21 protein-coding genes and 3 pseudogenes are annotated in these 25,684 nt (G+C 52.4%); 10 read left to right on the top strand and 14 right to left on the bottom strand.

Annotated elements, in window-relative coordinates; genetic code table 11:
- Positions 1 to 65: 65 nt before the first annotated feature.
- On the top strand, positions 66 to 1,112 hold the full coding sequence (locus tag WES_RS14415; RefSeq protein ID WP_001144721.1) for an AbrB family transcriptional regulator: 1,047 nt from the start codon (positions 66 to 68) through the stop codon (positions 1,110 to 1,112).
- A 60-nt stretch (positions 1,113 to 1,172) separates the two neighbouring features.
- Here the strand turns inward: WES_RS14415 and nei are convergent, their stop codons facing one another.
- Genes nei through ybgI form a run of 5 tightly spaced genes read right to left on the bottom strand, consistent with a single transcriptional unit; the run spans position 1,173 to position 5,072 of the window.
- A complete protein-coding gene (gene nei, locus WES_RS14420; RefSeq protein ID WP_001113993.1) occupies positions 1,173 to 1,964 on the bottom strand; it encodes an endonuclease VIII in 792 nt (263 codons plus the stop codon).
- Positions 1,965 to 1,999: 35 nt separating this feature from the next.
- The gene (pxpA, locus tag WES_RS14425) at positions 2,000 to 2,734 is read right to left on the bottom strand and encodes a 5-oxoprolinase subunit PxpA (RefSeq protein WP_016159064.1); all 735 of its coding nucleotides are present in this window, start codon (positions 2,732 to 2,734) and stop codon (positions 2,000 to 2,002) included.
- Positions 2,724 to 3,656 (bottom strand): 5-oxoprolinase subunit PxpC, encoded by a 933-nt coding sequence (gene pxpC, locus WES_RS14430; RefSeq protein WP_000912708.1) that lies wholly within the window; start codon positions 3,654 to 3,656, stop codon positions 2,724 to 2,726. The genes pxpA and pxpC overlap by 11 nt, the downstream gene beginning before the upstream one ends.
- Complete coding sequence (pxpB, locus tag WES_RS14435) at positions 3,650 to 4,306, bottom strand: 5-oxoprolinase subunit PxpB (RefSeq protein ID WP_016159065.1); 657 nt, start codon at positions 4,304 to 4,306, stop codon at positions 3,650 to 3,652. The genes pxpC and pxpB overlap by 7 nt, the downstream gene beginning before the upstream one ends.
- Before the next feature lie 22 nt (positions 4,307 to 4,328).
- A complete protein-coding gene (gene ybgI / locus WES_RS14440; RefSeq protein WP_000798868.1) occupies positions 4,329 to 5,072 on the bottom strand; it encodes a radiation resistance protein YbgI in 744 nt (247 codons plus the stop codon).
- Between the two features lie 270 nt (positions 5,073 to 5,342).
- Here ybgI and dtpD point away from each other — a divergent pair, with 270 nt between their 5' ends.
- A complete protein-coding gene (dtpD, locus tag WES_RS14445) occupies positions 5,343 to 6,824 on the top strand; it encodes a dipeptide permease DtpD (protein ID WP_016159066.1) in 1,482 nt (493 codons plus the stop codon).
- A 129-nt stretch (positions 6,825 to 6,953) separates the two neighbouring features.
- Here the strand turns inward: dtpD and phrB are convergent, their stop codons facing one another.
- From phrB to WES_RS14485, 9 genes and pseudogenes are all read right to left on the bottom strand, one after another.
- On the bottom strand, positions 6,954 to 8,372 hold the full coding sequence (gene phrB, locus WES_RS14450) for a deoxyribodipyrimidine photo-lyase (protein WP_016159067.1): 1,419 nt from the start codon (positions 8,370 to 8,372) through the stop codon (positions 6,954 to 6,956).
- Complete coding sequence (locus tag WES_RS14455) at positions 8,369 to 8,878, bottom strand: YbgA family protein (protein WP_001075790.1); 510 nt, start codon at positions 8,876 to 8,878, stop codon at positions 8,369 to 8,371. The genes phrB and WES_RS14455 overlap by 4 nt, the downstream gene beginning before the upstream one ends.
- A 540-nt stretch (positions 8,879 to 9,418) precedes the next feature.
- Positions 9,419 to 10,402: pseudogene (locus WES_RS22470) on the bottom strand (ISAs1 family transposase).
- Positions 10,403 to 10,700: 298 nt separating this feature from the next.
- On the bottom strand, positions 10,701 to 11,321 hold the full coding sequence (locus WES_RS14470; RefSeq protein WP_016159070.1) for an ankyrin repeat domain-containing protein: 621 nt from the start codon (positions 11,319 to 11,321) through the stop codon (positions 10,701 to 10,703).
- 21 nt (positions 11,322 to 11,342) lie between these two features.
- Positions 11,343 to 11,756, bottom strand: coding sequence for a phospholipase A2 family protein (locus WES_RS23560; RefSeq protein WP_016159071.1), 414 nt, complete (start codon positions 11,754 to 11,756; stop codon positions 11,343 to 11,345).
- A gap of 9 nt (positions 11,757 to 11,765) precedes the next feature.
- Positions 11,766 to 12,027 (bottom strand): annotated as a pseudogene (locus WES_RS24710) (RHS repeat-associated core domain-containing protein); the annotation flags it as partial.
- A gap of 12 nt (positions 12,028 to 12,039) precedes the next feature.
- The gene (locus tag WES_RS14475) at positions 12,040 to 12,537 is read right to left on the bottom strand and encodes a hypothetical protein (protein WP_016159072.1); all 498 of its coding nucleotides are present in this window, start codon (positions 12,535 to 12,537) and stop codon (positions 12,040 to 12,042) included.
- Positions 12,534 to 16,685, bottom strand: a complete 4,152-nt coding sequence (locus WES_RS14480) for an RHS element core protein (protein WP_016235166.1) — start codon at positions 16,683 to 16,685, stop codon at positions 12,534 to 12,536. Before WES_RS14480 ends, WES_RS14475 begins: the two co-directional genes overlap by 4 nt.
- 243 nt (positions 16,686 to 16,928) lie before the next feature.
- Complete coding sequence (locus tag WES_RS14485) at positions 16,929 to 17,135, bottom strand: YbfA family protein (RefSeq protein ID WP_000424926.1); 207 nt, start codon at positions 17,133 to 17,135, stop codon at positions 16,929 to 16,931.
- A 312-nt stretch (positions 17,136 to 17,447) separates the two neighbouring features.
- Between WES_RS14485 and kdpF the strand changes: the two genes are divergently transcribed.
- The 8 genes and pseudogenes from kdpF to speFL all read left to right on the top strand — a co-directional run bounded on the left by kdpF (position 17,448) and on the right by speFL (position 25,591).
- Entirely contained in the window at positions 17,448 to 17,537 is a 90-nt protein-coding gene (gene kdpF, locus WES_RS0121135) for a K(+)-transporting ATPase subunit F (RefSeq protein ID WP_001272653.1), read from the top strand.
- Positions 17,537 to 19,210 carry a potassium-transporting ATPase subunit KdpA gene (kdpA, locus tag WES_RS14490; protein WP_016159075.1) on the top strand — a complete coding sequence of 558 codons (1,674 nt, stop codon included), beginning with the start codon at positions 17,537 to 17,539 and terminating at the stop codon, positions 19,208 to 19,210. The genes kdpF and kdpA overlap by 1 nt, the downstream gene beginning before the upstream one ends.
- A 22-nt stretch (positions 19,211 to 19,232) precedes the next feature.
- Positions 19,233 to 21,281: a potassium-transporting ATPase subunit KdpB gene (gene kdpB, locus WES_RS14495; RefSeq protein WP_016159076.1), complete on the top strand. Its 2,049-nt coding sequence runs from the start codon at positions 19,233 to 19,235 to the stop codon at positions 21,279 to 21,281.
- An 8-nt stretch (positions 21,282 to 21,289) separates the two neighbouring features.
- Complete coding sequence (gene kdpC / locus WES_RS14500; protein WP_016159077.1) at positions 21,290 to 21,862, top strand: K(+)-transporting ATPase subunit C; 573 nt, start codon at positions 21,290 to 21,292, stop codon at positions 21,860 to 21,862.
- Positions 21,855 to 24,539 (top strand): two-component system sensor histidine kinase KdpD, encoded by a 2,685-nt coding sequence (gene kdpD / locus WES_RS14505; protein ID WP_016159078.1) that lies wholly within the window; start codon positions 21,855 to 21,857, stop codon positions 24,537 to 24,539. Before kdpC ends, kdpD begins: the two co-directional genes overlap by 8 nt.
- The gene (gene kdpE / locus WES_RS14510) at positions 24,536 to 25,213 is read left to right on the top strand and encodes a two-component system response regulator KdpE (RefSeq protein ID WP_016159079.1); all 678 of its coding nucleotides are present in this window, start codon (positions 24,536 to 24,538) and stop codon (positions 25,211 to 25,213) included. The genes kdpD and kdpE overlap by 4 nt, the downstream gene beginning before the upstream one ends.
- A gap of 187 nt (positions 25,214 to 25,400) precedes the next feature.
- Positions 25,401 to 25,520, top strand: a pseudogene (locus WES_RS24705) (TonB-dependent receptor).
- Positions 25,487 to 25,591 (top strand): leader peptide SpeFL, encoded by a 105-nt coding sequence (gene speFL / locus WES_RS23945; RefSeq protein WP_107164369.1) that lies wholly within the window; start codon positions 25,487 to 25,489, stop codon positions 25,589 to 25,591. The pseudogene WES_RS24705 and the gene speFL overlap by 34 nt, the downstream one beginning before the upstream one ends.
- Positions 25,592 to 25,684 lie beyond the last annotated feature (93 nt).

The following is a 25,684-nucleotide window of genomic DNA, read 5'->3' as shown; positions in this document are numbered from 1 at the left end:
TTCCAGGCCCGGCTTTCTTTATGCTGTATCGATACACCAAAGAGAAAATAATGATGGAGCGAAGGATGCCAGTCTTGCAGTGGGGAATGTTATGTGTGTTATCACTTCTCCTTTCTATTGGTTTCCTCGCGGTACATCTCCCGGCGGCACTATTACTTGGGCCGATGATCGCCGGGATCATCTTCAGTATGCGCGGAATGACTCTGCAACTCCCTCGCTCCGCTTTTCTTGCTGCGCAGGCCATTCTTGGCTGCATGATTGCGCAAAACCTCACTGGCTCGATCCTCACTACTCTGGCCGTTAACTGGCCAATTGTGTTAGCCATTTTACTGGTGACGCTGCTTTCCAGCGCCATCGTGGGCTGGTTATTGGTGCGCTATAGCTCGCTACCGGGTAATACCGGCGCCTGGGGTTCTTCTCCTGGCGGCGCAGCGGCAATGGTCGCTATGGCGCAGGATTACGGCGCAGATATCCGTCTGGTGGCGTTTATGCAATATTTGCGAGTACTGTTTGTCGCAGGTGCGGCAGTTCTGGTTACGCGGATGATGCTGGGCGATAACGCTGAAGCGGTTAATCAACAGATCGTCTGGTTCCCGCCAGTCAGCATTAATCTCCTGCTTACGATTTTGCTCGCGGTCGTTGCCGGTACGGCGGGATGCCTGCTACGTCTTCCTTCCGGCACGATGCTCATCCCGATGCTGGCGGGCGCGGTACTCCAGTCTGGCGAGTTCATCACAATTGAGTTACCAGAATGGCTGCTGGCGATAGCTTATATGGCGATTGGTTGGCGAATTGGTCTGGGCTTCGATAAGCAAATCTTACTGCGAGCACTACGCCCGCTACCGCAAATCCTGCTGTCGATTTTTGCTCTACTGGCTATTTGTGCGGGTATGGCGTGGGGGCTGACCCGGTTTATGCATATTGATTTTATGACCGCCTACCTCGCCACCAGCCCTGGCGGACTTGATACGGTGGCGGTCATCGCCGCAGGGAGCAATGCCGATATGGCGCTCATTATGGCGATGCAAACCCTGCGCTTGTTCAGTATTTTGCTGACGGGGCCAGCCATTGCACGGTTTATTTCAACCTATGCGCCGAAACGTTCTGCCTAATGCTGGCAGCCAGGGCACCAGTGCACGGTTTATTTCAACCTATGCGCCGAAACGTTCTGCCTAATGCTGGCAGCCAGGGCACCAGTAAAACGGGCGCGATGACAGCGTGGTTTTCTCAATGATGCCGCCACAGCGTTCGCACGGTTCGCCATCACGATGAAAAACCTTAAAGCGAAACAGCGCGCCATGATGTTTATTCTCATCCACCTGCCCCCGCGTAGCGTAAGAAAGACGCGGAATATCCAGTAGCGCGTGCGCGAGTGCATCCAGTTGCGCCTCGTTGAGCTCTTTCGCTTTATGACTTCCGGTCAATCCGACCTGCCAGAGGATCTCCACCCGCAAATAATTGCCAAGCCCCGCCAGAAACGCCTGATCGAGCAGTAATCCAGCAAACTGCCGGTTACGAAAGCGCGGCGACAATAACCGTTCTTTCACTACCTCCGGCGTCAGATTTGGGTCGAGCACATCGGGGCCAACGCGTTGTAAAAACGGATGTGTGGTCAGTTGTTCCGGCGTCAACATCTCAATATCCGAGGCGCTATAAAGCAGAATGGTTTTGTCAGCCGTTTGCAGTTTTACCCGCAATACTCGCGTGGTCTGCGGCTCTTCGCCGGTATCGACCACGCGCCAGACGCCGTAAAGCTGATTATGACTATAGAGCGTTAAGTCGTTGGAAAAATGAGTTAACAACGCCTTACCACGCGTTTCCACATGGGTAACGTGTTGACCGATAAGTCGTGATTGATAAGGTTTTAACTGCGGGAAGGCAAACCAGACATCAGTTAGAGGTTTGCCTTTGATCGCCGCCTCCAGGTTATCCGCTGCGCGGCGGATCTCCGGGCCTTCAGGCATGGTGATATCCTTTTTTCGTTCTTTGTTCAGCGGGATTATGCTGCGACAACAATCCCCTTTTGGGTAAATGTAGCGCGTAGTCGGCGGGCGAACGCCAGTGCGTGCTCGCCGTCGCCATGCAGACAGACCGTTTGCGCCGTGACCTTCGCCCATTCGCCGGTGATACTTTTGACTCTGCCGTGTTGCACCATCTCCAGCGTCTGCGCCAGCGCCTGTTCTTCGTTTTCAATCAACGCGCCCGGCTGGCTTCGCGGCACCAGCGAGCCGTCAGCCTGATAGCCGCGATCGGCAAACACTTCCTCGCGCGTTGTCAGGCCATTACGCTTGCCTGCACGGATCAGCTCGCTTCCCGCCAGTCCAACGAGAATCAATGCCGGATCGCAAGCGTAAACCGCTCTGGCGATGGCATCTGCCAGTTGTGCGTCTTTCGCCGCCTGGTTATACAACATGCCGTGCGGTTTGACGTGGCGCATCACGCCACCTTCTGCACGGACAATCACTGCCAGCGCGCCAATTTGATACAGCGTCTGGGCGTAAACCGTTTCCGGCGACAGTTGCATGGCGCTACGTCCAAAGTTTTCCCTGTCGGGAAAGCTCGGGTGAGCGCCAATTGCGACACCATTTTTTATTGCTTCACGCACGCTTGCCTGCATGGTTTGCGCGTCGCCTGCATGAAATCCACAGGCAATATTGGCTGAGGAAACCAGCGTTAACAGTTCAGCGTCGCTGGCGCAGCCTTCGCCCAGATCGGCGTTCAGGTCAATTTTCATTGTGCAGCCGCCACGCTAATTGTTCGAAATAACGTTGCTGATCCTGGCGCGCTTTCAGTGCCTCTTCCAGCGAACACTGGACAAAATGAATGGGCTGTCCGAGTGGGATTTGCGCCAGATGGTACATGTCGGCTTCAATAATGCAGGCAATGCGCGGGTAACCGCCGGTGGTTTGCGCGTCGTTCATCAGCACAATCGGCTGACCGTTATGCGGCACTTGCACCACACCCGGCAGCAAACCGTGAGATAACAGTTCGCGATCGGTGGTGCGTTTTAAGATTTGCCCCTGTAAGCGATAGCCCATCCGGTTACTTTGCGGGCTAAGTTGCCAGGGCGAACGCCAGAATGCATCCTGCGAGGCGCGATCGAACTCATGATATTCCGGCCCCGGCAAGGCGCGAATGCGGTTTCCCCACAGAAGCTGTTTAACGCCCTGCGCTTCCATAAAATCCCGCTTTGCTTTGCCAATCGGGAGTCGGTCACCATCCTTCAGTAAACGCCCTTCCAGCCCGCCAATCCCCACTTTGAGATCGGTACTGCATGACCCCATAACTGGCGGAACATCAATACCGCCTGCGACCGCCAGATAGCTACGAACGCCATGTTGCGGCCGTTTAAGGGTTAAACGCTGGCCTGCTTTCATCGGCAAGCGCCAGCCGGTCCAGACAGCGTTATCATCCAGCCGCGCTTCGCAACCTGCACCAGTCAGGGCAAACCAGCCGTCGCGTTCAAATTCAACCGTTAACTGACCGAGCGTGATTTCCAGTGCGGGAGCGTTGGCATCGTTACCCACCAGCAGATTAGCAATACGCAGCGCAGGCATATCCAGTGCGCCGCAGTGGCTGATACCCGACTGGCGAAAACCGTGACGACCACCATCCTGCACGGTGGTATACATCCCCGCACGAATAATTTTCAACATACTCCCTCCCTCTGCGGCACAAAGCGCACGCTGTCTCCCGGACATAATAAGATGGGTTCGTCCCGCGTCGGGTCAAATAAACTGAGCGAGGTATGGCCTATTAATTGCCACCCCCCCGGCGTTGCCAGCGGATAAACACCAGTCTGCGGCCCGCCGATCCCGACAGAACCTGCCGGAACGAGCAAGCGCGGTTCAGCGCGCCGTGGCGTGTGTAGTTGTTCCGGCAAACTCCCGAGATACGGGAAGCCCGGTTGAAAACCTAAAAACCAGACCACGTATTCCACGGAGGAGTGCAATTCAACGACCTGTTTTTCACTCAACCCACAATGTGCCGCGACCACCGATAAATCCGGCCCGCCAGCACCACCGTAAACCACCGGGATTTCGATATGGCGTGACTCCGGTTCCAGCGCCTCACTCTCCTCCCACCAGCGTTGCAAACGCTCTATAGCATCCAGCGCCAGCGACTCAGGATTACGCAAAATCACCGTAATATTGTTCATGCCAGGAATGGCTTCCACCACATTCGGCATATCAACCAGACGCTGCGCCAGACGCCAAATCCGTTTCTGGCTAGCCAGCGTCACCGGCGGTTCCAGTTCCAGCACTACCGCCGTTTCACCTATCAGATAACAACGCGCTCGTTGCACTTTCGATCCCTCTGATTATTCGTTATGCCGGATTAGGAATATCAATAAAAGTCACTTCAAGATCGGTATTTTCATTCAACCACTCACTCAACGCGCGAATACCGCCGCGTTCGGTGGCATGGTGACCTGCGGCATAAAAATGCAATCCCTGCTCGCGCGCCGAATGAATGGTCTGTTCAGAAACTTCGCCAGTAATAAATGCATCCACGCCAAAACGCGCGGCGCTATCAATAAAACTTTGTCCGCCGCCCGTGCACCAGGCGACGCGTTTCACCACCTCAGGTCCAGTATCGCCACACCATAACGGCTTGCGTCCCAGACGCGCTTCAATCCAGGAAGCCAGTTCCAGCCCCGGCACAGGCATGGTCAGTTCGCCCCACGGCACCAACGGCTCAATTTCGCCCATGACCGTGATCCCCAGTAACGCCGCCAGTTGTGCGTTATTGCCAAGCTCCGGATGCGCGTCCAGCGGCAGATGCCAGCCATACAGGTTGATATCATTCGCCAGCAAGGTTTTTAAACGGTTACGCTTCATGCCGCGAATTACCGGAGATTCGCCTTTCCAGAAGTAGCCATGATGCACAATGACCGCATCCGCGCCCAGACGCACTGCCTCATCGAGCAAAGCCTGGCTGGCAGTGACACCGGTAACAATTTTTTGCACCGTCTCTTTGCCTTCCACCTGCAAACCATTCGGCGCGTAATCACTTATCGCCGCGCTGTTCAGTTTCTCGTTAATCAGTTGTTCCAGTTCGGTGTTTTTCATCTTCGCGCCTTCCGTATTCTGATAGCTACACCGTTAACATAGCGTTACCTCGCCTGTTCGTCGATAGCCAATCTTTTGACATATTAAGAAACAAACAGGCGGCCAAAAGGCGCAAATTGTTTATCTCATCACACTACAGTTCATGTATATTTATGCAAACAGACAGCATATTGCATAAATAATCAGATCTGTATCAAGGTTTTAACTTTAAGGAAACACACGCACACCGCGCTTTTATTACGTGGCGTCGCATCCAACTGTGGAATTATCATGAATAAACACGCATCACAGCCGCGCGCTATCTACTACGTTGTCGCGCTACAAATCTGGGAATATTTTAGCTTCTACGGAATGCGCGCCCTGCTGATTCTCTATCTCACCAATCAACTGAAGTACAACGATACCCACGCTTACGCGTTATTCAGTGCCTACTGTTCACTGGTATATGTCACACCAATTCTTGGCGGCTTCCTGGCCGATAAAGTGCTCGGCAACCGTATGGCGGTAATGCTGGGAGCGTTGTTGATGGCGGTCGGACATCTGGTGCTGGGAGCCAGCGAGATCCATCCGACATTCCTCTATTTGTCGCTGGCGATTATCGTCTGCGGCTATGGCCTGTTTAAATCCAACGTCAGTTGCCTGCTTGGCGAACTCTATGAGCCAACCGATCCGCGTCGTGATGGCGGTTTCTCGCTGATGTATGCGGCAGGTAACGTGGGTTCTATTATCGCCCCAATCGCCTGTGGTTACGCCCAGGAAGAATACAGCTGGGCAATGGGCTTTGGCCTGGCTGCGGTCGGGATGATCGCCGGGCTGGTCATTTTCTTATGCGGCAATCGTCACTTCGCTCATACCCGGGGCGTTAATAAGGAGGTGCTGTGTGCGAAAAACTTTCTCCTGCCGAACTGGGGATGGCTGCTGGTTCTGCTGGTCGCAACACCTGCGCTGATTACTGTATTGTTCTGGAAAGAATGGTCGGTATACGCCTTAGTTGTTGCCACGGTGATTGGACTGGCGGTGCTGGCAAAAATTTATCGCAAAGCAGAAAACCAGAAACAGCGTAAAGAACTGGGGCTGATTGTTACCCTCACCTTCTTCAGCATGTTGTTCTGGGCCTTCGCACAACAGGGAGGTAGCTCGATTAGCCTTTATATCGACCGCTTCGTTAACCGCGATATGTTTGGTTATACCGTCCCGACGGCTATGTTCCAGTCGATTAATGCCTTCGCAGTTATGCTGTGCGGTGTGTTCCTGGCATGGGTAGTTAAAGAAAGCGTCGCAGGTAATCGTACCGTGCGCATCTGGGGAAAATTTGCTCTTGGCCTAGGCCTGATGAGCGCCGGATTCTGCATTCTGACCTTAAGCGCCCGCTGGTCTGCGATGTATGGACACTCTTCCCTGCCGCTGATGGTTCTGGGGCTGGCAGTGATGGGCTTTGCCGAACTGTTTATCGATCCGGTAGCCATGTCGCAAATTACGCGCATTGAAATTCCCGGCGTGACCGGCGTATTAACCGGCATTTATATGCTGCTTTCCGGCGCGATTGCTAACTATCTGGCGGGCGTCATTGCCGATCAGACATCGCAAGCTTCGTTTGATGCTTCCGGAGCGATCAACTACTCCATCAACGCGTATATTGAAGTGTTTGATCAAATCACCTGGGGTGCACTGGCTTGTGTGGGGTTGGTGCTGATGATTTGGCTGTATCAGACGCTGAAGTTCAGAAATCGCGCGCTGGCGCTGGAGTCTTAATAAGCGCCTGATGCGACGCTGACGCGTTTTTTCAGGCCTGGATGGCTCATTAAATTTGCACTATCAGGTAGGCCGGATACGGCGTTCACGTCGCATCCGGCATCTGGGCACAATTGCCTGACGCGTCTGTTATTTCCCTTTCCTCGCCGCCTCATACGCTGCCAGTGTTCGTACTCTCGCTTCTTTGTGATCGACAATCGGCTCTGGATAATCCAGCTTTACACCCACTTTCTGCGCCCATTTCCACGGCTCATGCACCGATTTTCCCGGCACATCGCGCAGCTCCGGTAACCACTGACGGATAAACCCACCCTCGCGGTCAAATTTCTCGCCCTGGGGTGTCGGGTTGAATATACGAAAATACGGCGCGGCATCAGTACCCGTAGAAGCCGCCCACTGCCAGCCGCCGTTATTGGCTGCCAAATCACCATCGATAAGCTGCGACATGAAATACCGCTCCCCTTCGCGCCAGTCGATCAACAAATCTTTCACCAGAAAACTGGCAGTGATCATCCGCAGACGGTTATGCATCCAGCCAGTGCTGTTAAGCTGACGCATGGCGGCATCGACAATCGGGTATCCGGTTTTGCCTTCCTGCCAGGCCTTTAAATGTGCGGGATTGCGCTGCCACTGCACGCGGTCGGTCCAGGCAATAAACGGACGATGTTTACACAGCGAGGGGTAATACGTTATCAGGTGCCGGTAAAACTCGCGCCATATCAACTCATTAAGCCAGACGCTACCCGCTCCACCGTCCAGCGCCTGCGGTTGTTCCGCCAGCAGGCGATGCAAACACTGGCGAGGCGATAATCCTCCCGTTGCGAGGCTTGCGGACAAACGGCTGGTGCCTTCTACTGCCGGAAAATCACGCTGTTGCTCATACTCTCCGGCACCGTTCTGGCAAAAATGGCGTAATTGCGCAATCGCCGCTTTTTCTTCCACCGGGAAATGCGCAGTATCGAAAGACTGACGAGGGTAATTCAGCGGAATCGGCGTTCCTGCTGTTATTGCCCCGCCTGGGCGCACTTTCGGTGCGGAGACGCACTCCGGCATCCCTTCCCGCAGCCGTTTCAGCCAGGCATTCTTAAACGGCGTAAAGACTTTGTACATCTCGTGATTGCCGGTCATCACCGCGCCAGGCGGCAGGATCACGCTGTCATCAAATCCTTCACACACCACGTTACGCAGCGTTTTTTCTACCAGCACATCCCGCGCCCGCTCATTCACTTCATATTGATAGTTATAAAACAGATGGGTAACGCGATTTTCCACGCACACCTGTTTAACCATTTCAACGCTGTCGGCAAAGTCATCCACTTCATGAAATAACAAAGGAATGCCTTTTTCTGCCAGCGCGATTTGTAGCCCGTTCAGTTGCGCATTGATTAGCTCAGCCTGACGCGGCGACATATTATGCGCTGACCACTGCTGCGGCGTGGCAATAAATAGCGCCAGCACGCGTGCAGACGAATTGCGGCAGGCGGCAGCCAGCGCGAGATTATCCTGCAAACGTAAATCCTGGCGAAACCAGACCAGATGGGTGGTCATAAAACTCCTGCATGGCGCAAGTTAATAACACGCGGCCAAAGTTCGAAATAACGTTGCCCTGAAAGCCAGGCATTAGGATAAAGCGCCATATAGTGTTTGATACGCATCAGCGGCGCAAGAAGCGGTTGCTCGCCACATCGATAACTGTCGATAAGCGCCGCCAGTTGCTGACGTTCTGTGGAATCAAGATGCGGACGAAAATACCCCTGAACGTGCATCAAAACGTTGGTGTGATCGCGCGGGTTGGCGGGGTGAGATAGCAAAACGATTACGCGCTGGCGGTATTCATTGTAAAAATCGTCCAGATTTTGCCACTGATGAATATCTGCCACGAACGGGCCGAGCTTGCGGTACTCGGGCTGAGAATGAGCCAGAAATACGAGTTTATAGCGGCTGTGATAATCGAGAAGCGCCGCGCGAGTTAAGCCTCGCTCTTTAAGACGGTGTAACTCGTGAAGCGCGAAGATACGGATTAGGGTGCTTTCATCAAAAAGTTGTTGATTCATTACTGCTCCTGAACGGTTTACAGGAGTAAGTGTAGACGATGGGGAATGAGATTTATGGGGAAGCATTTTGTTGGTAAAAATATTATCAACTTCATCTGAGCGTGAATCATTCCACTATTTTCCGAGCTGCACTAATTTTTTTATTTTTAGGAAGTAACAGTTCTCAATGCTTGATTACCTCACTATTAATTGTATTGTAAACCAATAATCACACACCATTTTTCTCTTTAAAAAACATAAAGGCTGTTAAAATAAATATTCACCTTGTTATCTTAGATACTATTTCTACATTACTCATCTTTATAATCAAATTATTCTTATTCATAGATATTTTTGCAACTTTAAAATAGCGACTTTCACCAACGTCAGCCATGCAAATTAAACCACAAGCTCTTCCAGCCTTTGTACATGAGAAAAATCATCCATCTACTCTATTTATCCCCGAACCTTTAATACCATAATAAATCAGAATTTCGTGGTATTTTTGATCCTTCACGCTTTCATATTTATGGTATTTAATTGAAAACCAGAGCAAGATTACTAAAGCCCGCTCCCCGCAAGGACTGATGCGATGTAGTCTCTGTCCATGGCTGCTTTTCGCGTCTTACGTCTTAACCCTGCCTTGAATACCTTATATTTCGTCAAAATATTAATGGCGATATGTCTGACCCCTGAAAATAATTCTGCTGTATTTCCTCTTCTTATTTTGCAGTCGTCTTCATTCATTACCACATCCAGGCGCCAGTGCAACTTATTCTCCACGTGCCAGTGATTTCGAATCGCTGTCGTAAACTTTTCTGCGGTTAAATCAGCAGAACTGATATAATATCTGACCGTCATTTCAGGCTCCTTCTTTTGTTCTGCTATTATTGACCGAAAGGAGACTGCCACGCATAATTTTTTCAGTCCTTTCCATTCAAACGTAAAATCAATAAGTTCATCAGGGACATCGCAAACAATATGAAGACGGATTTCTTCTCTACAATATCTTTCTGGCAACCCATCGCATCAGTCGCGATCACATTTCCTTTAATATCCAACATGTTAAGAAGTTCAGGGATAGCTGTAATCTCATTAGATTTCTCATCTGTCTTAATCTGCCCGAGGACAAGACTGTGCATTGTTGAGAACGCACTAATGACATGAATCACTCCTTTGCGGCGACTCTTATCATAAGAGTGCCGGAGCTTTTTTCCATCAATGGCAATGACGTCTTTATCATTTGAGGAATGGCAGTCACGCATCCAGTTAATAAAGCACTGGTGAAATTTTGCAGGACTGATACAGGATACAACGCTGGCAATGGAATCGTGAACAGGGATGACATTTTTAAAATGACCATATTGCTTCAAAAAATCGAGATGTGTTTCCCCAAAATCCTCTATATCTTCCTATCCTTCAGCCCCGAAAATGACGGCACAGATTGTCAGCGCCAGGATATCTGACAATTTATGTTCCACTTTCCAGGCTTGTCTGTAATCCGGGGATAATAGAAATATGTTCCATCAATTTTTTAAGTGCCATTTTGTTCTCCTTATTTATGTAAGGAGTATTTGATTATATATAAGCTGTGAAAAACAGTTTGGGATAACAAGGAACATCTCAAATATTGAACATAAAATGCTAATCATTTAGTACAAAAAATGTATTTATGATATTCTGGCCCAATCGGCCCTCCGGTGATACTGTTCTTTCACAGCCCGTTGTATCAACTTCTATTGTGATACAACCTTAACATCAATGTATATGTTTATAATTATTGGCTGTTAATTATTCATCGATTTACATGAAAATATAATATCTTTTGTTACTTCTGAACTTTTTAAAAGTAAAGTACAGCAAGTAGGAATTGATGGCAGTAGGCTAAAAAGATTTTTTTCGCTGCATACCTGCAAGCCAAGCCATCAATGTCCCCTCTGGGCGTTGAAGAGGGATTAGCACCTTTTTCTGCAAAGTCGGTATTATTCTTCCATATTGCAGTCATCAAAGCTGTCTTTGAGTCCAATCCTGTATCATCCATGTGCGCCCCATGCGAAAGTAAAAAGTCAGCTATTTCTTGATGTACTTTAGTACCGTAATAGCTAGCGATTATTAATGGGGTCTCTTGATATCTACCTGTAACACTATTAACATCCGCTTTTGCTACATTAATAAGAAAATAAACCGCTTCAACATTAGCTCTCTCGACAGCTCGAGCTAATGCTTCATTTCTAGTTGGGATCGTAACTGTATTACATTGGTCAATATATTCAGATTTACAATTTCGTTCTCTCAAACATTTTTCACAAAAGTACCATATCTTTTCTAATTCTGGAAGATCACTTGGAAAACCAGCCACAGAATTTAAAGAGAAGTTCTTTCCAAACATATCATTTAATGCAACACATCCCATAAGCATTGGCGTTATAAATAGCAAGAACCCTATGACAAATTTTGGAAACATTATCTCCCCCAATAACTTTAGTTAATTGGCTGTTATAACTTTCTCATATGCTTCATTATGATAAACAGGATCAACATTCATTCCCAGACCAAACTCTAAAAAATCTAACATTTCTAGCTCTTTATTATTTCCCTGTGCAGCTTTAAAAGCGCCCTCACCAAAAGTACGTACTACCCAACTATAACCACTCCCTGAAAGCTCACATACAGGAAGAATGACTTTACCAAATCCTTTTAGCTGTTCATTACATGCTAACTTAATATCAGAACCAAGATTATCATCACAAACAGATTTAACACTTCCAAATGCTTCGTAACATTTATCATGATTTCTACATGCTTGCAGGAAGTTAACGCCAAACAGTTCATCAGGAACATATCTATCTGAATCTTCATCTCCACATCTATAGCCCCAAGGATGACCATCAGGACGCATCCCTTTTTGCCCCAGAGGGTCTGAATTTGTGACAGGATTCAACGGATACTGATAAAAATTCCATCCCCCCGCCAGCCCAATCGGATCCTGAGTGATATACCTCCCCTGCAGCGGGTCATAATAGCGGTGGCGGTTGTAATACAGGCCTGACTCCTCATCATACTGCTGCCCCGTCAGGGCTGATAAGCGCCAGCGGCAGGCCGCGATGGTCGCAGTGGTACAGGTGGATTTTTCGCAGTGATCTATATGCCAACGTCATCTTATTTCTCATCTACTCCGACGATTAGAGAACTTTTAGATGTGAATAATCTTCCCAAAAATCCATGCAAGCTTTACTTGCATAAAAGAATCCAGCGTCTGATTCATAAGACATAAATTGTGCAATAATAGATAGTTGTATATCTGAAAAATTAAAAACAAAATTTAAAAAATCATCGTAATCACGAAACTCAGGACATAAATATTGTTGAATAAAATCGGATTCAAAAACCCAAAAATCATTCTTATTAAACAACGAGGCATAAATATATAGAGGGATATAATAGCAGAATGTTTTTTCAGAGAGGAATGTAACTCCTAACTCTAAAGCATAAGAATCATCCTTTATTTTTAAATTGTTGGCTATTTCATCCCATTGTTTCTGTTGGAAAAAATTATATACTATATCTAGTTCGTCCAGCCCTGTCATATCATTTGAAATATAAGGTAATGGCTGGCTTGGGAAATGAATTATAAGTTCATCATAGACTGCACTTTCGTTAGAGAAAATTATTTCTTTCATTTTATTAAACCACTGCAATCAGCTGCTGTTTTATATGCTTTATTCTCTTCTTCCATATGGGCTTTATCTCCGCCACCAAAACATTGATTATTAATCTGCTTTCTGACCGAAGCGCACGCCAAATTTATCTCGTACCGTCTAAATATTTCTTTTCTCAGCATCTGAGGAGCGCAAGCTCTGGATTGGTTACATAATCTGTTTTTTTCATTTTGTAAGTCACTCAGGTTCTGGGGACTACAGTTACCTCCAGGATTTACACCTGACTTATGTTCATCTGTTAATTTGTCGGCTTCTGGATTAACTTTACGGCCATATTGATCTCTGCGTTGTTGCCCACTTTGAATAACACCACCTGATGAAAACAAACCGCAACTCATCAATGCTACAACACCAAGAATTAACGGATTTAACCCTTGTGGGTCTATCTCTGAGATCGGATTCAACGGATACTGATAAAAATTCCATCCCCCCTTCAGCCCAATCGGATCCTGAGTGATATACCGCCCCTGCAGCGGGTCATAATAGCGGTGGCGGTTGTAATACAGTCCGGACTCCTCATCATACTGCTGCCCCGGCAGGCGGATAAGCTGCTGCAGATGATGCGGGTTATCCTCACTCAGCAGATTGCCCCATTCATCGTATTCTGCGTACCACGCTGTTGCCCCGTCAGGGCTGATAAGCGCCAGCGGCAGGCCGCGATGGTCGCAGTGGTACAGGTGGATTTTTCGCGCCGGCGTGTACACCGGGTCCATCTGGTTTTGCATCTGCTCCACGGTCAGGCCGCACGATGCCAGCCAGCGGCGGCTTTCCTCGCTCACCCGGTCAGTAAGGATTTCACTTTCCAGCCGGTCGAGCATCTGCACCAGCGCCGGCGGGAACACCACATTGCCACCGTCTTCACCGCCGGACTGCTGAAGGGCGTCCGCCAGGCTGCGGCGCTGCGTTTTCGCCAGCTCACCGGTGGCAGTTTCAACTCTGATGAGTGGCGTGAAGCTTCCCGGCAGGTATACCGTCTGGATGCGGCTCCTGTCGTTCTGTATCGTGGTCAGCCGGTCGCCGTCCCAGCCGTACCAGGTCACTTCCGGTTTCCGTGACAGCGACATCCGGCCCGTCAGGTCCCGTTCACGCCGCCATACCCGTTTCGCCACCCTGCAGCCCAGCGGGTCGTAAAGATAACGGCTTTCGACCAGCGGCTCTTCGTATTGTGTCCGCGTGTAGTGCACCAGCCGGTGCTGACCGTCGTAATGGTACCGGTGAGTCCGCTCATCATCCGTGCGGATAACCCCTTCCGGGATGAGGTCGGTTTTCTCCGTCAGCCTGCCGTGACGGTCATACCGGTAAAGATAGTGAGCGTCACGGGCGATACGGTTATCCGGCCACATGCTGAGGGTGCTGTCCGGGTGCAGCTCCGGGTCGGGCAGGCGGTTACCTGCCGGGTCCGTGGCATACGGGATGCGGATATCCAGATTCGCTGCCGTGGTGTGGACGCCGGTCAGCCTGCCCGAGGCGCTGTAGCTGTAACCCCGCGTCTGGCGCGGGCTGCTGATGCGGATGAGTTCGCCGTTGTCGTTCCAGGTGTAATCGCGGTCAGACAGCAGGCTGTTCAGGTGCTGGCTCTGTAGCTGCCCGGTGAGGGTGTAAGCGGTGGTGAGTTCATAACGGCCGAAGGTGCGCAGCGTTTCCCGGTGCAGGCGGTCGCGGGTGAAATCCACCAGCGGTGTGTCGCCGAGTTTCATGCCTGCCAGCCAGCCGCTGCCGTAGGTCAGCCATTCCACGGCGGGCAGGCTGTCCGGTATACGGCGGTTTGCCAGCCCCTGCGCGTTGTACGCATGTCCGGTCTCATGCTGCCAGAGCAGTTCATTCGTCTGCGGGTGATGCACCGTCTGGCGCTCACCGGTCAGGCGGCCTTTCTCATCATACCCGTAATGCACCGCCACCCGGTGCCCTTCGCTGATATGGCTGATGTCTGTCAGCCAGCCGCGTTCGTCATACTGCCACTGCTCTGCGGTTTCACCATTCACCGTTCGCTGCGTGAGGCGGTCAGCATCATCGTAGTGCCGGAGGGTGACCAGCTCCTCATCCTCGCTGCGGATAAGTTTACCGGTCAGGTCGTAGTGATAACGCTGTGTCCGGCCGTCAAAGCCGGTTTCCTGTATCAGCCGGTCGCGGACATCGTAACTGAAGGTGGTGTGGCTGCCGTTTTCACTGGTCAGGCGGATGACCCGTCCGGCAGCATCGTATTCCATACTGCGCGTCAGCCCGCCCTGCGTGGTGCGGACGGCCTTTCCCCACGCATCGTACTGTGTCTCGTTTCTGCTGCCGTCCGGGGCGATGACGGCGGTCAGGTCACCGGCGGTGTTGTATTCATACCGCGTTTCATGGCCCAGCGTGTCTTTCACCGCAATTAACTGTCCACGGCTGTCGTATGCGCGGTACTGGCTCAGGCCTTCCTCGCGGTGCACCGCCGTCACCTGCCCGAAGCGGTCATGGTCATAACGGGTTACATAACCGGAACAGTCGGTGACGGTCAGCAACTGACCGTAACGGCTCCACGTCATGGTTTTCCGGCTGCCGGTGGCATCTTCCGTTGCGCAGGGTAAGTCACTGTGTGGATTATCATAACGGTGGCGGGTGATATCGCCGTCAGGGGCTGTTTCCTGAATCAGACGTCCGTATTCATCATATTTGCGGCGCATTTCCAGTCCGTCAGGCCCGGTGGCTGACGTTAACTGGTTGTGGTGGTTATAGTAAAACACCCATTCTCTGCCATCCGGCGTGGTGATGTCTGTGACAAGCCCCGTCACCACATCCGGGCTGTACTCTGTCGTCCGGCCTGCGGCATCCGTCTGTGCCTTAAGCCTGCCCACCGCATCAAACCGGCTCTGCGTGACGCTGCCGTCAGCGAGCTCCTTTTTCACCACCCGCTTCAGACCGACTTCGCCTGCGGTATGCAGGACTTCACGGCGGTTCAGGCTGTCGGTGACGGTGATACGGTCTTTCTCATACTGATACGTGTAGCTTAAGCCCGCCGGGTTAAGCTGCTCCGTCACCCGCCCGTCGCTGTCGTAACGGTAACGGATTTCCGGTCGGCCTGCGTGACGGTGCGCCACCATCCGGCCCCGGTATTTATCATCGTAAGTAAAGCTGCGCACCTGTGTGCCGCTGCGGTCATACACCGCCGCCAGTTCGCCGCGCGGCGTCCAGCCATAGCGCACCAGCGGTGCGGCAGGTAAATTCTCCGGATATTCCGGGTCGTGCGTCAGCCACACGGCGGACAGGCGGATACCGTTATCCCGGCCATATTCGGTGCAGCCCGGCAGGGTGTCAGGAAAAGCGGCCTGTTCCGTCCCGCCGGAAGTAGACTGCTTTCTGGCCTCTTCTGCCCGCTGCGCCTGCGTGGTCAGTACCAGCCGGAAGTGACGGCCTGCGCCATCGGTCACGCCGGTGATTTCGCCGCTGAATTCACCGGCGGCTTCGCGGTGGAACGTCTGTGTACGCCCGAAGCGGTCCACCATCCCGGTCAGCACCCGGTACGGCGGCAGCGGCGCGGGCAGCACCTCATCCGCCTCCGGCACCCGTTCACACCAGCCGAGCAGCCACCACGGCCCCTGCGGGCTGTTCGTCGCCAGATAACTGTGCGGACTCAGGCGAAGCTCTTCCGGCAGCGCCTGCCAGAGTGCGGCCAGCCGGTGACCTTCATCCAGTCTCAGGACGCCGCCGCGCACCAGCCAGAGTGACTCGCTGCGGCTGTAACCATCCTCACCGGGGAACAGCGGCTCAAAATAAAGGCTCCTGCCGCCGTTATCACTGAGTATCAGTGTGTTATCGCGCAGCTGTAAGCGGATATCCGCAGGCATTTTCCAGCCGGGGCCGAGAATCCCCACCGGTGCGGGCGTTTTTGTCCGGTAACTGCTGTAGGTGCGGGAAAGAATGAACGGCAGCGGGCCGGGCAGGGCAAGGTCGGTTTCGCCGGGAAGGACTTTTGCACCGAGCAGCGGATTGACCGGATGACCGGACGTCACCCCGCCGGGGCACACCGAACAGGCCACACCGGTGGGGGCACCGATGCGCACCCCGGCTGAACCCTGAACAATGCCACCGCCATACTGCGTCATGTCGCCCTGACGCGCCGCCGGTTTTCCGCTCATCTGCTCATCCTTGTTTTATCGGGTTAGTTGTCTGCTTCCAGGCAAAACCCTACAGATTTATAAGAAAGCCTTAAGTGAGATATCCGTCAGATAACAGCAATTAAGAAAATATTTATATACATTTCATGAATATATATTCGATGGGGTAATGCGTTGTATAAATACTTATCTGAACGTCTTCCCGATACAAAAAAACCGCCAGTGTTTCCCCTGGCGGTTTTCAATGTATTCAGAACTTAGCAATCAATAAAAATCACCGGTCGCCTTTTCGGCCTGATCCATCCACACCGGTTTCTCGCTGGTTTTCGACCAGACGCGATGTAGGTAGCTGTAAAAGCGGGCTCGGTCTTTCCAGAAAAGCATGAAAGGCAGCGCCAGAACGCCCGCTGCAACCGCATAAGTACGGCGTAAAAAGATAAGCCATGCAGGATATTCTCTGTAGAGTTCCATACTTTTCTCCCCCCTTTTGTATCTACCCGGTGAATAGCACCGGAAAATGAATTTGTTTATCTGATGAAAATAGTACCGCCTTTTGTGTAATTTTACTACTCATCCGACCACTTATTTTTGCTTATTGATGGTTTATTTACATTCACCCTGTAATTAAGTTACATAAAAGTTAAATAAATACTAACCATTAGTTAAATTGCGGTCTTTGCCATTTTTATACTTTTTTTACACCCCGCCCGCAGATTTTTGCGAAATCTTTGCAGCCAGAATTCTACCCTTCCGGTATCACTTTTAGGCCACTGGAGGTGCACTGTGAGTGCAGGCGTGATAACCGGCGTGTTGCTGGTGTTTTTATTACTGGGGTATCTGGTTTATGCCCTGATCAATGCGGAGGCGTTTTGATGGCTGCGCAAGGGTTGTTACTGATCGCCACGTTTTTACTGGTACTGATGGTGCTGGCGCGCCCTTTAGGCAGCGGGCTGGCGCGGCTGATTAATGATATTCCTCTTCCCGGTACGGCGAGCGTTGAGCGCGTACTCTTTCGCGCACTTGGCGTCTCTGGTCGCGAGATGAACTGGAGGCAATATCTCTCTGCCATTCTCTGTCTGAATATGCTGGGGCTGGCGCTACTGTATTTTATGTTGCTCGGTCAGCATTATCTGCCGCTTAATCCGCAGCAACTGCCGGGGCTGTCGTGGGATCTGGCGCTGAATACTGCCGTCAGCTTTGTGACTAATACCAACTGGCAATCTTACAGCGGTGAAACCACGTTGAGTTATTTCAGCCAAATGGCGGGCCTAACGGTACAAAACTTTCTTTCTGCCGCCAGCGGGATTGCGGTGATTTTTGCCCTTATCCGCGCGTTTACCCGCCAGAGCATGAGCACGCTCGGTAATGCCTGGGTCGATCTGCTACGCATCACGTTATGGGTGTTAGCCCCTGTGGCGTTGTTGATCGCACTGTTTTTTATTCAACAAGGTGCGCTGCAAAACTTTCTGCCCTATCAGGCTGTGACGACCATTGAAGGAGCACAACAACTGTTACCGATGGGGCCGGTGGCTTCTCAGGAAGCGATTAAGATGCTCGGCACTAATGGCGGTGGCTTCTTTAATGCCAACTCGTCGCATCCGTTTGAAAACCCGACCGCACTGACCAACTTCGTGCAAATGCTGGCGATCTTCTTGATCCCAACAGCACTGTGCTTTGCCTTTGGCGAAGTGGCGGGCGATCGCCGCCAGGGACGCATGTTGTTGTGGGCGATGTCGGTGATTTTTGTCATCTGCACAGGCGTGGTGATGTGGGCAGAAGTTCAGGGTAATCCGCATCTGCTGGCGCTCGGCGCGGACAGCAACATCAATATGGAAGGTAAAGAGAGCCGTTTTGGCGTGCTGGTCAGTAGCCTGTTTGCAGTCGTGACCACGGCGGCTTCCTGCGGTGCGGTGATTGCGATGCATGATTCGTTTACCGCCCCTGGCGGCATGGTGCCGATGTGGTTGATGCAAATTGGTGAAGTGGTATTCGGCGGCGTTGGTTCTGGCCTTTACGGCATGATGCTGTTCGTCCTGCTGGCGGTGTTTATTGCCGGACTGATGATTGGTCGCACACCGGAATATCTGGGTAAAAAAATCGACGTGCGCGAGATGAAACTGACCGCGCTGGCGATTCTGGTCACCCCGACGCTGGTGCTGATGGGCGCGGCGCTGGCGATGATGACCGACGCCGGACGTAGCGCCATGCTCAACCCTGGCCCGCATGGTTTTAGCGAAGTGCTGTATGCCGTGTCGTCCGCCGCTAATAACAACGGCAGCGCCTTTGCCGGATTAAGCGCCAACTCTCCGTTCTGGAACTGTTTACTGGCGTTCTGCATGTTTGTCGGTCGCTTCGGGGTGATTATCCCGGTGATGGCAATTGCCGGTTCGCTGGTGAGTAAAAAGAGCCAACCCGCCAGCTCCGGCACGCTGCCAACGCACGGCCCGCTGTTTGTTGGCCTGTTAATCGGCACCGTGTTGCTGGTTGGCGCACTGACCTTTATTCCTGCCCTGGCGCTTGGTCCGGTGGCGGAGTATCTCTCTTGATGATATTGAGTGAGCACTGAATATGAGTCGTAAACAACTGGCGCTATTCGAACCAACACTTGTCGTTCAGGCGCTGAAAGAAGCGGTTAAAAAATTAAGCCCACAGGCGCAATGGCGCAATCCGGTGATGTTTATCGTCTGGATCGGCAGTCTGCTGACCACCGCTATTAGCATCGCGATGGCAAGCGGTGCGATGCCTGGCAATGCGCTGTTTAGTGCGGCAATTAGTGGCTGGCTGTGGATCACTGTGCTGTTCGCTAATTTCGCCGAGGCGCTGGCAGAAGGCCGCAGTAAAGCGCAGGCCAACAGTCTGAAAGGGGTCAAAAAAACCGCCTTTGCCCGTAAGCTACGTGAGCCGAAATATGGCGCTGCGGCGGACAAAATTCCTGCCGATCAACTGCGTAAAGGCGACATCGTGCTGGTAGAAGCAGGCGATATCATCCCCTGCGATGGTGAAGTTATTGAAGGTGGCGCATCGGTCGATGAAAGTGCCATCACCGGGGAATCGGCACCGGTGATCCGTGAATCCGGCGGCGATTTTGCCTCCGTCACTGGTGGCACGCGTATTCTTTCTGACTGGCTGGTGATCGAGTGCAGCGTTAATCCCGGCGAGACGTTTCTGGATCGGATGATCGCGATGGTGGAAGGCGCGCAGCGACGCAAAACGCCGAACGAGATTGCCCTGACCATCCTGCTGATTGCCCTGACCATCGTCTTTTTACTGGCAACCGCAACGCTATGGCCATTTTCTGCCTGGGGCGGTAACGCGGTCAGCGTAACGGTACTGGTGGCGCTGCTGGTCTGTCTGATCCCGACCACCATCGGCGGCCTGCTGTCGGCTATCGGCGTCGCCGGGATGAGTCGGATGCTGGGCGCGAATGTGATTGCCACCAGCGGACGGGCAGTTGAAGCAGCGGGTGACGTTGACGTCCTGCTACTGGATAAAACCGGCACCATCACACTCGGTAACCGTCAGGCATCGGAGTTTATCCCTGCGCAGGGCGTGGATGAAAAAACGCTGGCTGACGCCGCACAACTGGCTTCGCTGGCTGATGAAACGCCGGAAGGCCGCAGTATTGTGATCCTCGCCAAGCAACGTTTTAACCTGCGCGAGCGCGATGTGCAGTCGCTCCATGCCACCTTTGTACCGTTTACTGCGCAAAGCCGGATGAGCGGGATCAACATCGACAACCGCATGATCCGTAAAGGTTCTGTCGATGCCATTCGCCGCCATGTTGAGGCTAACGGCGGTCACTTCCCTGCCGATGTTGATCAAAAAGTCGATCAGGTTGCGCGTCAGGGAGCCACGCCGCTGGTGGTGGTGGAAGGTTCTCGTGTGCTGGGCGTTATTGCGCTGAAAGATATCGTCAAAGGCGGTATTAAAGAGCGCTTCGCCCAGCTGCGCAAAATGGGCATTAAAACGGTGATGATTACCGGCGATAACCGTCTGACTGCCGCCGCGATAGCTGCGGAAGCGGGTGTCGATGATTTTCTCGCCGAAGCGACACCGGAGGCCAAGCTGGCATTGATTCGTCAGTATCAGGCGGAAGGCCGTTTGGTGGCGATGACCGGCGACGGCACCAATGATGCTCCGGCGCTGGCGCAGGCAGATGTCGCGGTGGCGATGAACTCCGGTACTCAGGCGGCGAAAGAAGCGGGCAATATGGTCGATCTCGACTCTAACCCGACCAAGTTGATCGAGGTGGTGCACATTGGCAAACAGATGCTGATGACCCGTGGCTCGCTGACCACCTTCAGCATTGCCAATGATGTGGCGAAATACTTCGCCATTATTCCGGCGGCGTTCGCGGCAACGTATCCGCAGTTAAATGCGCTGAACATCATGCGCCTTCATTCGCCCGACTCCGCCATTCTCAGTGCGGTCATTTTCAACGCCTTGATTATCGTCTTTTTGATTCCTCTGGCGTTAAAAGGCGTGAGTTATAAACCGCTTACCGCTTCTGCCATGTTGCGCCGTAACTTATGGATTTACGGTCTGGGTGGGCTGCTGGTGCCGTTTATTGGTATCAAAGTCATTGATTTACTGCTGACCGTTTGCGGTCTGGTGTGAGGGTTACCATGAGTGGATTACGTCCGGCATTATCGACATTTATCTTTCTGTTATTGATTACTGGCGGCGTTTACCCGCTGCTGACCACCGTGCTGGGGCAATGGTGGTTTCCCTGGCAGGCCAACGGTTCGTTGATTCGTGAAGGTGATACGGTGCGGGGTTCGGCATTAATCGGGCAGAATTTTACCGGCAACGGCTATTTTCAGGGTCGCCCGTCGGCAACGGCAGAAATGCCCTATAATCCACAGGCTTCTGGCGGGAGCAATCTGGCGGTCAGTAACCCGGAGCTGGATAAACTAATAGCCGCACGCGTTACTGCATTACGAGCCGCTAACCCGGATGCCAGCACGAACGTTCCGGTTGAACTGGTGACGGCGTCAGCAAGCGGGCTGGACAATAACATTACCCCGCAAGCGGCGGTCTGGCAGATCCCACGCGTGGCGAAAGCGCGTAATCTCAGCGTTGAACAGCTCACGCAGCTGATCGCAAAATACAGCCAACAACCGCTGGTGAAATATATCGGCCAGCCGGTCGTCAATATTGTCGAACTCAATCTGGCGCTGGATAAGCTTGATGAATAACGAACCCTTACGTCCCGATCCCGACCGTCTGCTGGAACAAACTGCCGCGCCGCATCGGGGGAAGCTAAAAGTTTTCTTCGGTGCCTGTGCAGGCGTCGGGAAGACCTGGGCGATGCTGGCAGAAGCCCAGCGACTGCGGGCGCAAGGGCTGGATATTGTGGTTGGCGTGGTAGAAACCCACGGGCGGAAAGATACCGCCGCCATGCTGGAAGGTCTGGCTGTTTTGCCACTGAAACGCCAGGCGTATCGTGGGCGGCATATCAGCGAGTTTGATCTCGATGCCGCCCTCGCCCGCCGTCCGGCGCTTATCTTAATGGACGAACTGGCGCACAGTAATGCGCCAGGTTCCCGTCATCCCAAACGCTGGCAGGACATCGAAGAGCTGCTGGAAGCTGGCATTGATGTTTTCACTACCGTCAACGTTCAACATCTGGAAAGCCTGAACGATGTGGTCAGCGGCGTCACCGGAATTCAGGTACGGGAAACCGTGCCCGATCCTTTTTTCGATGCCGCCGACGACGTAGTTCTGGTGGACTTGCCCCCGGACGATCTGCGTCAACGGCTGAAAGAAGGCAAAGTCTATATTGCCGGGCAGGCGGAGCGCGCCATTGAACATTTTTTCCGCAAAGGCAATCTGATCGCCCTGCGCGAACTGGCACTGCGCCGTACTGCCGATCGCGTAGATGAGCAAATGCGCGCCTGGCGGGGGCATCCTGGCGAAGAGAAAGTCTGGCACACGCGCGACGCGATCCTTTTATGCATCGGGCATAACACCGGCAGCGAAAAACTGGTTCGCGCGGCGGCGCGGCTGGCGTCAAGGCTGGGGAGCATCTGGCACGCGGTGTATGTTGAAACCCCTGCCCTGCACCGCTTATCGGAGAAAAAACGCCGGGCAATTCTCAGCGCCTTACGTCTGGCGCAGGAGTTAGGTGCAGAGACGGCAACGCTTTCTGATCCGGCAGAAGAAAAAGCAGTAGTGCGTTATGCCCGTGAACATAATCTCGGCAAGATTATTCTCGGTCGTCCGGCCTCGCGCCGCTGGTGGCGTCGGGAAACGTTTGCTGATCGGCTGGCGCGCATCGCCCCCGATCTCGATCAGGTGCTGGTCGCGCTTGATGAACCGCCTGCCCGCACACTTAATAACGCGCCGGATAGCCGCTCTTTTAAAGACAAGTGGCGGGTACAGATTCAGGGATGCGTGGTTGCCGCCGCGTTATGCGCCGTTATCACCCTAATTGCCATGCAGTGGCTGATGGCGTTTGATGCCGCCAACCTGGTGATGCTGTATCTGCTTGGCGTGGTGGTGGTGGCGCTATTTTATGGGCGCTGGCCTTCGGTGGTCGCCACCGTCATTAATGTAGTGAGTTTCGATCTCTTTTTTATCGCCCCACGCGGCACGCTCGCCGTCTCTGATGTGCAATATCTGCTGACCTTCGCGGTGATGTTAACCGTCGGGCTGGTGATCGGGAACCTTACTGCTGGCGTGCGTTATCAGGCGCGGGTAGCCCGTTACCGCGAGCAACGCACACGACACTTATATGAAATGTCGAAAGCTCTGGCGGTAGGCCGCAGTCCGCAGGATATCGCCGCCACCAGCGAACAATTTATTGCCTCCACGTTTCATGCTCGCAGCCAGGTGTTGCTACCTGATGACAATGGTAAATTGCAGCCGTTGACGCATCCGCAGGGAATGACGCCGTGGGACGATGCCATCGCGCAGTGGAGTTTTGATAAAGGCCTGCCAGCGGGCGCGGGCACCGACACGTTACCCGGCGTACCGTACCAGATTTTGCCGTTAAAAAGCGGCGAGAAAACCTACGGGCTGGTGGTGGTGGAACCGGGGAATCTGCGCCAGTTGATGATCCCGGAACAGCAGCGCCTGCTGGAAACGTTTACGCTGTTAGTCGCCAATGCCCTTGAGCGGCTGACGCTGACCGCCAGCGAAGAACAGGCGCGGATGGCAAGCGAACGTGAACAGATCCGCAACGCTCTGCTGGCGGCACTTTCGCATGATTTACGCACGCCGCTCACGGTGCTATTCGGTCAGGCAGAAATCTTAACGCTCGATCTGGCGAGTGAAGGTTCTCCGCACGCTCGCCAGGCCAGCGAAATTCGCCAACATGTGCTGAACACCACCCGCCTGGTGAATAATTTACTCGATATGGCGCGAATTCAGTCCGGCGGCTTTAATTTGAAGAAAGAGTGGTTAACGCTGGAAGAAGTGGTCGGCAGTGCGCTGCAAATGCTGGAACCGGGTTTATCATCGCCCATCAACCTGTCATTGCCAGAACCACTGACTTTAATCCACGTTGACGGGCCACTCTTTGAACGGTTGCTGATTAATCTGCTGGAGAACGCGGTGAAATACGCGGGCGCACAGGCCGAAATTGGTATCGATACCCACGTTGAGGGCGAAAATCTACAACTGGATGTCTGGGATAACGGCCCCGGTCTTCCGCCAGGCCAGGAGCAGACGATATTCGATAAGTTTGCTCGCGGAAATAAGGAGTCGGCAGTACCGGGCGTCGGGCTTGGGCTGGCAATTTGTCGGGCGATTGTGGATGTACACGGCGGCACCATTACCGCGTTCAACCGACCGGAAGGTGGTGCCTGTTTTCGTGTTACACTTCCCCAGCAAACTGCCCCTGAACTTGAAGAATTTCATGAGGATATGTGACAAACGTTCTGATTGTTGAAGATGAACAGGCTATTCGTCGCTTTCTGCGCACGGCGCTGGAGGGCGACGGTATGCGCGTCTTTGAGGCCGAAACGCTGCAACGCGGCTTGCTGGAAGCGGCAACCCGCAAGCCGGATTTGATTATTCTCGATCTCGGCCTGCCCGATGGCGATGGAATTGAGTTTATCCGCGACCTGCGCCAGTGGAGCGTAGTGCCGGTGATTGTGCTTTCCGCACGTAGTGAAGAGAGCGACAAAATCGCCGCGCTGGATGCCGGAGCTGATGATTACCTGAGTAAACCGTTTGGCATTGGCGAATTGCAGGCGCGTCTGCGCGTCGCTTTACGCCGCCACTCAGCTACCGCCGCACCCGATCCGGTAGTGAAGTTTTCTGATGTTACCGTCGATTTAGCGGCTCGGGTGATCCATCGCGGTGAGGACGAGGTGCATCTCACCCCGATTGAGTTTCGCCTGCTGGCAGTGTTGCTCAATAATGCGGGAAAAGTGCTCACCCAGCGCCAGCTCCTCAACCAGGTGTGGGGACCAAACGCGGTTGAACACAGCCACTATTTGCGTATTTATATGGGGCATCTGCGACAAAAACTGGAACAAGACCCAGCTCGGCCTCGCCATTTTATTACTGAAACCGGTATTGGGTATCGGTTTATGCTTTGAATATTTATTCATTTTTTGCACTTTTAAAAGAATTATTATTTTAAAATTAGCCCTGCTGAAACATTATTATTCAGCAGGATTAATGCACTAACAAAACACAAACAATTAAATTACAAAATCAAAAAAACAAAGCAACATTCTGTTTTGCACCATCCATACTTTATGATTAACAACTTTTAGTTTGACCATTTTTTTGATCTTCTTCATAGATTAGAGACATTTCCTGGATAGAATAATTTTACCTTCAACTGATACAGAAAAAGGTAAAGGGAAATGGAAAATAATAACCGTGCAATGCCCCATATAAGGCGAACAACTCATATTATGAAGTTTTCCCATCGCAATAGCTTTGACTTTCATTTCTTTAATGCCCGCTAGTCTTCTGACTAAAGGGCACCTCAAAATACAGGTCTCCCTGTCTTTAAGCATCACAGGTTAATACCTGTATCCCTGGTGCTCATACATTGCTAA

This window comes from Escherichia sp. KTE31, from assembly GCF_000407925.1.
Classification (GTDB): domain Bacteria; phylum Pseudomonadota; class Gammaproteobacteria; order Enterobacterales; family Enterobacteriaceae; genus Escherichia; species Escherichia ruysiae.
This window is presented reverse-complemented; position numbering and strand designations above follow the sequence as displayed.

Bases quoted from the DNA above. Each gene is read 5' to 3' on its own strand.
- WES_RS14485 (WP_000424926.1), bottom strand. From the start codon at position 17,135: ATGGAACTCTACAGAGAATATCCTGCATGGCTTATCTTTTTACGCCGT.
- nei (WP_001113993.1), bottom strand. From the start codon at position 1,964: ATGCCTGAAGGCCCGGAGATCCGCCGCGCAGCGGATAACCTGGAGGCG.
- speFL (WP_107164369.1), top strand. From the start codon at position 25,487: ATGGAAAATAATAACCGTGCAATGCCCCATATAAGGCGAACAACTCAT.
- WES_RS14480 (WP_016235166.1), bottom strand. From the start codon at position 16,685: ATGAGCGGAAAACCGGCGGCGCGTCAGGGCGACATGACGCAGTATGGC.
- kdpC (WP_016159077.1), top strand. From the start codon at position 21,290: ATGAGTGGATTACGTCCGGCATTATCGACATTTATCTTTCTGTTATTG.
- phrB (WP_016159067.1), bottom strand. From the start codon at position 8,372: ATGACCACCCATCTGGTCTGGTTTCGCCAGGATTTACGTTTGCAGGAT.
- WES_RS14475 (WP_016159072.1), bottom strand. From the start codon at position 12,537: ATGAAAGAAATAATTTTCTCTAACGAAAGTGCAGTCTATGATGAACTT.
- WES_RS14455 (WP_001075790.1), bottom strand. From the start codon at position 8,878: ATGAATCAACAACTTTTTGATGAAAGCACCCTAATCCGTATCTTCGCG.
- WES_RS14470 (WP_016159070.1), bottom strand. From the start codon at position 11,321: ATGTTTCCAAAATTTGTCATAGGGTTCTTGCTATTTATAACGCCAATG.
- WES_RS23560 (WP_016159071.1), bottom strand. From the start codon at position 11,756: ATGCGTCCTGATGGTCATCCTTGGGGCTATAGATGTGGAGATGAAGAT.
- dtpD (WP_016159066.1), top strand. From the start codon at position 5,343: ATGAATAAACACGCATCACAGCCGCGCGCTATCTACTACGTTGTCGCG.
- kdpA (WP_016159075.1), top strand. From the start codon at position 17,537: ATGGCTGCGCAAGGGTTGTTACTGATCGCCACGTTTTTACTGGTACTG.
- pxpA (WP_016159064.1), bottom strand. From the start codon at position 2,734: ATGAAAATTGACCTGAACGCCGATCTGGGCGAAGGCTGCGCCAGCGAC.
- WES_RS14415 (WP_001144721.1), top strand. From the start codon at position 66: ATGCCAGTCTTGCAGTGGGGAATGTTATGTGTGTTATCACTTCTCCTT.
- kdpD (WP_016159078.1), top strand. From the start codon at position 21,855: ATGAATAACGAACCCTTACGTCCCGATCCCGACCGTCTGCTGGAACAA.
- ybgI (WP_000798868.1), bottom strand. From the start codon at position 5,072: ATGAAAAACACCGAACTGGAACAACTGATTAACGAGAAACTGAACAGC.
- pxpC (WP_000912708.1), bottom strand. From the start codon at position 3,656: ATGTTGAAAATTATTCGTGCGGGGATGTATACCACCGTGCAGGATGGT.
- kdpB (WP_016159076.1), top strand. From the start codon at position 19,233: ATGAGTCGTAAACAACTGGCGCTATTCGAACCAACACTTGTCGTTCAG.